The 6,338-nt window shown below is 69.1% G+C and carries 8 protein-coding genes; 6 read left to right on the top strand and 2 right to left on the bottom strand.

Annotated features, from left to right (window positions below):
• Positions 1–18 precede the first annotated feature (18 nt).
• Genes DAT37_RS28815 through dmpG form a run of 3 tightly spaced genes read left to right on the top strand, consistent with a single transcriptional unit; the run spans position 19 to position 2,854 of the window.
• A complete protein-coding gene (locus DAT37_RS28815; RefSeq protein ID WP_109528040.1) occupies positions 19–858 on the top strand; it encodes a 2-keto-4-pentenoate hydratase in 840 nt (279 codons plus the stop codon).
• Positions 855–1,760, top strand: coding sequence for an acetaldehyde dehydrogenase (acetylating) (locus tag DAT37_RS28810; protein ID WP_109528039.1), 906 nt, complete (start codon positions 855–857; stop codon positions 1,758–1,760). Before DAT37_RS28815 ends, DAT37_RS28810 begins: the two co-directional genes overlap by 4 nt.
• A gap of 47 nt (positions 1,761–1,807) precedes the next feature.
• Positions 1,808–2,854, top strand: coding sequence for a 4-hydroxy-2-oxovalerate aldolase (gene dmpG / locus DAT37_RS28805; RefSeq protein WP_198654490.1), 1,047 nt, complete (start codon positions 1,808–1,810; stop codon positions 2,852–2,854).
• 59 nt (positions 2,855–2,913) lie between these two features.
• Here dmpG and DAT37_RS45040 read toward each other — a convergent pair whose 3' ends face one another.
• The gene (locus DAT37_RS45040) at positions 2,914–3,348 is read right to left on the bottom strand and encodes a transposase (protein ID WP_198654489.1); all 435 of its coding nucleotides are present in this window, start codon (positions 3,346–3,348) and stop codon (positions 2,914–2,916) included.
• A 213-nt stretch (positions 3,349–3,561) separates the two neighbouring features.
• Here DAT37_RS45040 and DAT37_RS28795 point away from each other — a divergent pair, with 213 nt between their 5' ends.
• Positions 3,562–4,146 (top strand): PadR family transcriptional regulator, encoded by a 585-nt coding sequence (locus DAT37_RS28795; protein ID WP_109528037.1) that lies wholly within the window; start codon positions 3,562–3,564, stop codon positions 4,144–4,146.
• An 18-nt stretch (positions 4,147–4,164) separates the two neighbouring features.
• A complete protein-coding gene (locus tag DAT37_RS28790) occupies positions 4,165–5,145 on the top strand; it encodes an NADPH:quinone reductase (RefSeq protein ID WP_109528036.1) in 981 nt (326 codons plus the stop codon).
• Between the two features lie 175 nt (positions 5,146–5,320).
• On the opposite strand, the gene DAT37_RS28785 is transcribed toward DAT37_RS28790, so the two are convergent.
• Complete coding sequence (locus DAT37_RS28785; protein ID WP_109528035.1) at positions 5,321–5,647, bottom strand: hypothetical protein; 327 nt, start codon at positions 5,645–5,647, stop codon at positions 5,321–5,323.
• A gap of 182 nt (positions 5,648–5,829) precedes the next feature.
• Between DAT37_RS28785 and DAT37_RS46135 the strand changes: the two genes are divergently transcribed.
• Positions 5,830–5,958, top strand: a complete 129-nt coding sequence (locus tag DAT37_RS46135) for a hypothetical protein (RefSeq protein ID WP_269814813.1) — start codon at positions 5,830–5,832, stop codon at positions 5,956–5,958.
• The last annotated feature ends 380 nt before the right edge of the window (positions 5,959–6,338 follow it).

Genomic DNA, 6,338 nt, shown 5'->3' with positions numbered 1-6,338 from the left:
CGCACGTGCCTGTCCGCGATGGGCCGGCCCTCCGCGAAAGGAGCACCCGTGGACCACGCGGACCGCGCCGCCGCCGCGGCCTCGCTGCTCGGCGCCTACAACGACGGCCATCCCGTCGAACCGCTGACGGAGAAGTACAGCGACCTCACCTTGGACGACGCCTACGCCATCCAGCTTCTGCAGATCGACGAGCGGCTTCGAGCAGGAGCCACCGTCAAGGGCCACAAGGTAGGCCTGACTTCGGCCGCGATGCAGAAACAGCTCGGAGTCGACCAGCCCGACTTCGGTCACCTGCTGGAGGGCATGTTCCATATCGAGCACACTGCCATCCCGGCGGACATCTACCTGCAGCCGCGCATAGAGCCCGAGATCGCCTTCATCCTGCGTCGCCCGCTGAAGGGACCGGGAGTGACGGCGGCCGAAGCGATCGCGGCCGTCGACTTCGTGCTCCCGGCGCTGGAGATCATCGACAGCCGCATCCGGGACTGGAGGATCGGGATCCTGGACACCGTGGCCGACAACGCGTCCTCCGGCGGCGTCGTCCTGGGCAGTCACCCGACCGCACTGGCCGACGTGGACCTGCGCCTGGTCGCCTGCGCGCTGTACGTCTGCGGGGAGCCGGCCGGGAACGGCGTCGGTGGCGCCGTCCTAGGTTCGCCTTTGAACGCCCTGGTCTGGCTCGCGAACACACTCGGCGGGCGCGGAATCGGGCTGGAGGCCGGCCACGTCGTCCTGCCCGGCTCGGTCATGGCGGCCGTGCCGGTGTCGCCCGGCGATGTCGTCACCGCCTCGTTCACGGGCCTGGGGAGTGTCACAGCTCGGTTCGCGGGCTCGGCCACCGCGAAGGAGAACGTATGAGCCAGGTCACCGCCGCGATCGTCGGTCCCGGCAACATCGGTACGGACCTGCTCGCTAAGCTGCAGCGTAGCGACTCTGTCGAGGTGAGGTACGTCGTGGGCGTCGACCCGGCCTCCGTCGGCCTGGCGCGGGCGCGCGACCGCGGCGTGCCGACCTCCGCCGGCGGCGTCGACTGGCTGCTGGAGCAGGCCGAGCTTCCCGACATCGTCTTCGAGGCGACCTCGGCCTACGCACATCGCGCGAACGCCGTTCGCTACGCCGAAGCCGGAATCCAGGCCGTCGACCTCACCCCGGCGGCGGTCGGCCCGTTCGTCTGTCCGCCGGTCAACCTCGCCGCCCACCTGGACGCGCCCAACGTCAACCTCATCACCTGTGGTGGCCAGGCGACCATCCCCATCGTGCATGCCGTCAACCGAGTCGTGCCCGTCGAGTACGCCGAGATCATCGCCTCGATCGCCTCGAGGTCCGCCGGCCCCGGTACCCGCGCGAACATTGACGAGTTCACCCAAACCACCGCGCGGGCGATCGAGTCGGTCGGGGGCGCACGCCGGGGCAAGGCGATCATCATCCTCAACCCCGTTGACCCGCCGATCATCATGAGGGACACGGTCTTCTGCTCGCTGCCGGGCGACGCCGACCGCGGCGCCGTGGAGGCCTCGATCCACCAGATGGTCGGCGAGGTCCGGCAGTACGTGCCCGGCTACGCCTTGAGGGCCGACCCGCAGTTCGACGACCCGCGCGACGCGTGGCGGGGCATGGGCAGGGTCGCGGTGTTCTTGGAGGTCCGCGGGAACGGAGACTACTTGCCTCCCTACGCCGGCAACCTGGACATCATCACCGCTGCGGCGGCTCGCGTCGGCGAGCTGTTCGCAAGCCGCGGGCAGCGGGAGGTGTCGGTGTGAGCGGCAGCTTCGACACCGGGCGGACGGCCGCAGCACCCGACGCCCAGGTGAGGCCGGCCGATGGTGTCCGGATCACTGACAGCACCCTTCGCGACGGCAGTCACGCAATGGCCCACCAGTTCACCGAGGAACAGGTCCGGGCGACCGTGAGCGTCCTGGACGCCGCGGGCGTGCAGGTGATCGAGGTCGCGCACGGCGATGGCCTCGGCGGCTCGTCGTTCAACTACGGGTTCTCCGGAACCGACGAGATCGCTCTGGTCGCCGCCGCTGTCGACGAGGCGACCAGCGCCCAGATCGCGGTCCTGCTGATCCCGGGCGTAGGGACCGTCCGAGATCTGAAGGCCGCGCATGACGCCGGCGCGTCCGTCGCCAGGATCGCCACGCACTGCACCGAGGCGGACGTGTCTGTGCAGCACTTCGCGGCGGCTCGTGACCTCGGCATGGAGACCGTCGGATTCCTCATGCTGGCGCACCGCACGCCGCCGCAGGCACTGGCCGCTCAGGCCCGGCTGATGGTCGACGCCGGAGCTCAGTGCGTCTACGTCGTGGACTCGGCCGGCGCCATGGTCCTCGCCGACGCCCAAAAGCGCGTCGCCACGCTGGTACGCGAGATCGGGCACGACGCCCAGGTCGGCTTCCACGGCCACCAGAACCTTTCGCTGGGCATAGCGAACTCGGTGCTGAGCTACCAGGCTGGCGCCCGCCAGCTCGACGGCGCACTGTGCGCGCTCGGCGCCGGCGCGGGCAACGCGCCTACCGAGGTTCTCACCGCCACGCTCGCGCGTCTCGGTGTGCCCACCGGCATCGACGTCAACTCGATCATGGCGGCGGCCGAGGAGGTGGTGCGCCCGTTCGTGCCCAGGCTGCCGTGGATGGACCGCGCCTCGATCGTGCAGGGCCAGGCCGGGGTGTACTCCAGCTTCCTGCAGCACGCCGAGCGGGCGGCGCAACGCTACGGCGTCCCGGCGCACGCGATCCTGCAGCGGGTCGGCGAGCTCGGCTACGTCGGCGGCCAGGAAGACATGATCATCGACGTCGCTCTGCAGCTGGCGGCCGATCACAAATCCGCCCGCCGGCCGGCCGTGGCATCGTGACCGGATCGCAGGCGAGATCCCAAGTACGACAAGCACCTACGGCGATCAGCCATCCGCGGTCAGGCCGGTGCGCGAGGACCACATCCGTATACCGGCTTGGGGCGCTGGGTCCGGGCAGGCGCTCGACCTGGAGCCGGATCAGTGCCCCCCAGGATCGGCAGTTCGCCCTCATGGCCCAGCCAGGTGCGCGGCCGGGGATGCAGCCGGTCCCGGCAGGCGGTGACGGTGCCGTAGGCGTCGTCTTCGGGCCGCAGACGGATCGCGTCCAGCATCGCGGTCCAGGAGGTGCGGCCGCTTTCCAGCGACGCGACGAACGAGTATGGCCAGCCGGGGGATGAACTGCGAGGCGCTCTTTGCCCGCCCGTGCACGTGACAAACAGCCGCTCGGCGCCGGTCGGCGCGTCCGAGCGCCGCCACGGGGAGACATCGACCGCCAACGCGATCCGCCCATCGGCGGCCCGCGGCAGCGGCAAGGCCGACAGCGACTCGATCACTACAGCTCCGGCAGCACATCGGGCAGGCGCAGGAACTGGACGCCGTACGCCGGCTGCAGGTTGGGCGCTCGGAGGAGTTAGAAGGTCGGCCGCACGCAGGGGGACGTGCAGGCGGCGCAGCGGGCCGCAGGAGAGACCGGTCAATCACAGGCTCGGCATCGATTCGATATACCTCGATTCAACATATCTCGATTCGATGTGAGATATGGCGGCATGCTCGAAGTTGCGATACTCGGCTTCCTCGCCGATGGGCCATTGCACGGCTACGAACTGCGCCGCCGTGTCGCCCAGCTGTCCGGCTACACCCGGCCGGTCAGCGACGGCAGCCTCTACCCGGCCATCAATCGCATGCTCAAACGCGGCCTGCTCGATCGCCGCCTCGAACCGGGCTCCGCAGCCGCCCAGCGCTACGTCCTGAGCCTGACCGACGCCGGACGCACCGAGCTGCTTCAGCGCCTGCGCAAGCCAGCCGACCACGAGATCACCGATGGCAGCCGGTTCTTCACGATCATGGCCTTCCTCTCCCTACTCCCCGACCTCGCCGACCAGCACGCAGTGCTACGCCGACGCCTGGAGTTCCTGGAGGAACCGGCAAGCTTCTTCTACGAGGGGGAGCGCCCCCTGCGGGTACAGGAGGTCGCCGACCCCTACCGGCGCGGCATGCTTGTGATCGCCCGAGCCACCAGCCGTGCCGAACGCGCGTGGCTGCACGATGTCCTCCACGCCGGGGCCCCGGACGGCGCCGGCGACGCGCGCCCAGCACGCACGCCCCGATCGCTCAGCGAGTACGCCGACTGAAAGAGCAGGAGATCCGTCATGTTCGCGTCCTGGTATGACAGGCAGGGGCCGGCCGCCGAGGTGCTCGAGGTGGGTGAGCTTCCCGACCCGCAGCCCGGTCCGGGTGAGGTCCGCGTGCGCGTCCACGTCTCCGGCGTGAATCCCGGCGACACCAAGAAGCGCCGCGGCTGGCTTGGCTCCTCCATGCCCTACCCGCGGGTGATCCCGCACAGCGACGCGATCGGCGTCGTCGCTGCCGTCGGCGACGGAGTTGACCGCAGCCGCCTTCGGCAGCGCGTGTGGGTCTACGGCGCACAGTCCTACCGGCCCTTCGGAACCGCCGCCCAGTACACCGTCGTCCCCGAACGTTTGGCCGTGCCCCTGCCTGACCACCTCGACGACGACCTCGGCGCCAGCCTGGGCATCCCCGGAATCACCGCCCACCGCGCCGTCTTCGGCGATGGTCCTGTCGACGGCAAGATCGTCCTTGTACAGGGCGTGCTCGGCGGCGTCGGCTCGTTGGCCGCCCAGCTCGCGCTCTGGGGCGGAGCAACCGTGATCGGCACCGTGACACGCAGCAGCGACCTGGACCGCGTCGACTCCGATGCGGTGTCCCACGCCGTCGCCCTCGATCAGCACGACCCAGCCGGAGCGATCCGTGAGCACGCACCGAACGGCGTGGAGCGCATCATCGAGGTCGCCATGTCCGACAACGCGGACCTCGATGCCGCGATCGTTGCCAACGACGCGGTCATCGCCGCCTACGCCACCCGCGCCGAGAGACCTCAACTGCCGTTCTGGCCCATGTTGTTCGCCAACGTCACCTTGCGCCTGCTCGGCAGCGACGACTTCCCCGTCCAAGCCAAGCAGCAGGCCGCCCGGGATCTCACCGCCGCGGCCGCCGACGGCGCCCTGAAAGTCCACATCGGCCACCGCTATCCGTTGCAGGAGATCGCCCAAGCTCAGGACCACGTCGATGCTGGCGGTGACGGCCGGATTCTGGTCACCATCCCCGAATGATCTGCCGGGCTGCACCCACAAACACCGCCACGCATGTCCCTGCCTATCAGTAGCCGGCGCGCCTCGACACGTGAACGCGGCTGGTGATCGACAGGCGACGTGTACGCGAAGAATGCCCTACCTTTCAAGCCCGGCCTCACGAGTGAGGCCGGGCTGCGCTCAGGTTCAGTCGGGATCATCCGGTGACACGCTGCCGAACGAACTTGGCGATCGGTAGCTTGGCATGGATCGTGAAGCAGCCGCCCATGTCGCTGGTCGTCTGGAGATGAGAGAGCGCCCGTCGGTACGGGACGGCGATCGCGACCCCGCAGGCGATGCCGAAGGCCAGCGGCAGCCGGAAGCAGGCCAGGTCCGAGGCCGCGTCGACGGTCCAGCCGTACTGGTCCAGGTACGCCGTGACTGACTGGGTCGCACCAGGGCTCAGGTAGAACATGCAGTTGATCCTGCTCTGGCAGACCTTGTTGAAATATCGGCCGGCATCTGCGGTGGTGGCGGCCTGCACGGGTCTCCCATCGCCATCTTGGGTTGTTGGCCTCTTCTCGGAGGTCAAGGCGAAATGATCTCTTCTGGCACATAGGTCCTTACGGTGTCTCGACGCTCAGCACCCCAACCGTGATCGCTGACGGCCACATTCGCCCACCCCCGCTGGCTGTCGCATGCCATCAACCACGAGTTGGACAGGTGATGACCGTCAGCGACGCCGAGACCATCGAGGCGATCTGCGTCGTACGCAGCGGCGGCCGCCGCACAGCTCGCCGCTACGCAATGCCTGGCGTTCACGAACTGCTCCAGGAGCGGGCGGCCATCGCCTGAGCCGGCCACGCCCGTTCGGCGGCCACGGCGACCGGGTCCCCAACGGGCGCACGGCCCCAGGCCTGGCCAGGGGCGCTGCAGAAGTATGTGCCAGCGAATGCCTTTTTGCGATTTTCGGGTGCAGGCGCGGCGGTACTGGATCAGCCCAGATGGGCACGAGTAGAGCCCGAGATCCTCGGCCAGCGGGAGGTCCTGACAGTCTCCCGCTGGTACGGCACCCGCCGAATCTGGATCGCCGACTGCCGCACCGTGACCGAAGTCCCCAAGCACGTTGACCTCGCCGACCTGACCGAGGTAGCGAAGCTTCCCACCGCATAAGGACGACGCCACCGGACCTGCTGACACCAGTGACGTCGAGGCGCTGGCACGGTCGGGTCGGT

The sequence above is a fragment of the Nocardia aurea genome, assembly GCF_003123685.1.
Lineage (GTDB): Bacteria > Actinomycetota > Actinomycetes > Mycobacteriales > Mycobacteriaceae > Nocardia > Nocardia aurea.
Note: the sequence above shows the minus strand (reverse complement) of the source record. Positions and strands in the feature narration are given on the sequence as shown.